This window comes from Peribacillus sp. NPDC058002 (assembly GCF_042886655.1).
GTDB classification, from domain to species: Bacteria; Bacillota; Bacilli; order Bacillales; family DSM-1321; genus Peribacillus; species Peribacillus aracenensis.
In genome coordinates, this window is record NZ_JBHVQU010000378.1 from 1 (window position 1) to 2,598 (window position 2,598).

Annotated in this window: 3 protein-coding genes; 1 reads left to right on the forward strand and 2 read right to left on the reverse strand. The window is 37.8% G+C overall.

The features are described from left to right. The first annotated feature begins 486 nt into the window (after positions 1-486). On the forward strand, positions 487-1,020 hold the full coding sequence (locus ACFVSH_RS25255) for an IseA DL-endopeptidase inhibitor family protein (protein ID WP_387598684.1): 534 nt from the start codon (positions 487-489) through the stop codon (positions 1,018-1,020). A 168-nt stretch (positions 1,021-1,188) separates the two neighbouring features. On the opposite strand, the gene ACFVSH_RS25260 is transcribed toward ACFVSH_RS25255, so the two are convergent. Both ACFVSH_RS25260 and ACFVSH_RS25265 read right to left on the reverse strand, forming a co-directional pair. Further along, entirely contained in the window at positions 1,189-2,178 is a 990-nt protein-coding gene (locus ACFVSH_RS25260; protein WP_387708496.1) for a hypothetical protein, read from the reverse strand. Next, on the reverse strand, positions 2,165-2,512 hold the full coding sequence (locus ACFVSH_RS25265) for a PadR family transcriptional regulator (protein ID WP_387708498.1): 348 nt from the start codon (positions 2,510-2,512) through the stop codon (positions 2,165-2,167). Before ACFVSH_RS25265 ends, ACFVSH_RS25260 begins: the two co-directional genes overlap by 14 nt. Between the last annotated feature and the right edge of the window lie 86 nt (positions 2,513-2,598).

Here is a 2,598-nt window from a genome sequence, read left to right on the forward strand (position 1 = left end):
GCAACAATATGCTGCCAACAACACCGAGAGCAAAGAGCTCCGTAATGACGACATTGTTGTAAAAGCTACTCCCCTTTGGAGAATATATTCAAGTATATAATTTATAATACGGTAGGACTAGAAAGTTTGTCAAACCTTTATATTTATTATTTTCGGGCTCTGCCCGGGAAATTCGGATTCTTTGTACATATCTTGATATTAATGAAAATATAATGGATTAACTTGTCCCGCTATTGGAAAAAAATACACTGCTGGGTTTTAAATAGGCCAGTTGGTGGAATAAGTATGTAACAGCCAAAGTCCTTACAAATGGGATTTCAAAAAGAATAAAGTGAACAAACTATGTATATATAAAAATTTTATTTAAAAATTAACAAGATTTCTCTTTTACTTATGCTGATCATGTTGTAATATAAATGTAACAATTGTAATATCAATTACACTTTCGTTACATAAGTATCCTATTAGGGATTGGGGAGATAAAATATGAAAAAATTTTCAGGTGTGCTATTATCCATTATCATTTTACTTTTCACATTAAGTGGTCAGGTTACCGCTAAAACGACATCACAGAATTTGTCTGACGCAAATGCATTAAAAATAGCCGATAATGCCAGCAAACATTTTTGGAATGCTTTACATGGTTACAAAGCCCGTTCATGTTCACAAAAAACTTTCAATTATAAAGGGACAGAGTATTCATACCTTTGCCAAGAGTTTAATACAAAAGATAAATTGACTACCTACTTAGCAGAGACATTTACTAATAATGCAGTTGAAAAAGGGCTGAACAAATATAGTTATATTACACATAAAGGTAAATTAGCCCGTCCAATCGGAGACGGCGACAGCATGTTAGAGTGGAGAAAAGCAAAAATTAAATTGGTCTATCAAAAAACTAATGTTAGATCCTACAATTTAACTGTACCCACAGTCGACGGTGACTCAGTAAAAAGAACAGTTACCTTTTATAAGTCCGGATCCACTTGGAAAGTTAATCAGTTCGATGCAGTTCAATAAAAAAAATGTAACGCCTCATATGCTGTATAGTTTGTTAAAAACTATATTTCATATGAGGTGTTTTTCTATTTTCAGTTGTAAATTGAGAAATAATCTTACAGACTTGTTATAAGCTCACTTTCACTTCAAGAAACTTTCAAACAAAAAACACAGCTGGATGGCTGTGCCTTAACGGATTTTTGCCTTACGGAAGCCTTGATAGGAATCGTAGACGGCAAAACAGATGGAGATGAGTATGAGACCCCAATAAATCGAGGTTTTCCATTCATCGATTGAAAATAGTGTTCTTTGGTACCCAATGAATTCCGGGTTCAATAAATCAGGATTACTGATGATGATGATGAAAGTCAGAGTGGATAACAGCTGGTATATGGCATGAAATAAAGCTAGTTTCAGGGTCCATCGCCTTAAAAATAATTTATAAATCGCCAAGAGCACCCCAATGATTACGACGCATGATACCAGCAGCCAATAGGAATTCAATACTTCTTGATTGAAAGAAGGTGTCACGAAAATGAGACTGTCATTTCTTTTTTCATAGACTCCTAAAAGGTTTGCTGCATTGAAATAAAGGGCCGTGAAGACAGAAAGACCTAACAAACTCGCAAAAATCTCGATCATAGGAACCGCTTTTTTCTTTGAAATGTTCGGAATATCTTTTAGGTTTTCCGGTGTCCATGGTTTCAAGTCTTTTGTTAAAGGCGACTGGTCTTTTGACGTATCCACGCGTTCTAAAATGGCAAATGAAATCGTTAACCAGAAAAACACTTGGATACCTGTACTGATGATACCCGCAATCCCTTTCCCGATTATTATTAAAATTGCGTCCACAACCGTATTCTCCATATCCCGAAAAGGGTTATCCCCTATTAATCCGATCAATGAAATGACTGCAGCGATTGGTAAAATCATTTTCAACAGACAGATATAAACATCAAAATAACGCGGTCCGATCAGATGCATCGGCCGATCGCGATAACGACTTGCCAGTGTAACCGGATCTCCTAATTTTAAAAGAACGGCCTTCACGTCTTGCTCCGTATAATCCACCGGAAGCATATCTTCGATTGTAGATTGAAGCTCAAGCGCAATATCCCCCCTGCTTTTTTCTGGCAGCCTGCGGGTCACTTCCTGAATATAAAGTTCAATCAGCTCCATCTTCTCCCTCTCCTTTTAATAATATATAAAGCTCTTGAGAAGTTTTTTCCCATTCTTCCTTTAGCTGAGTGAATATTTCTCCCCCGTACTCGCTTAAAGAATAATACTTGCGAGGTCTACTTTCAGAAGTATCCCAGCTGCTGGTGACCAATTCTTGTTTTTCCAAGCGGCGAAGCAAAGGATATAAAGTACTTTGATCAATGGTAATTCCCGACTTCTCTAAACGCTGGACAAGCGAGTACCCATACTGAGGGGTTTTGAGCTGACTTAGAACAGCTAACGTCAAAGTGCCTCTGCGCAACTCAGTGGTTAATGAATTCAGTAAAATGCTCATCCAATCACCTCTGCAGCGTCAGATGTGTATAATAGACAGGGCCCGTACGGACCCCACGAAACGGCCTCCGCACCCCACAGACATGG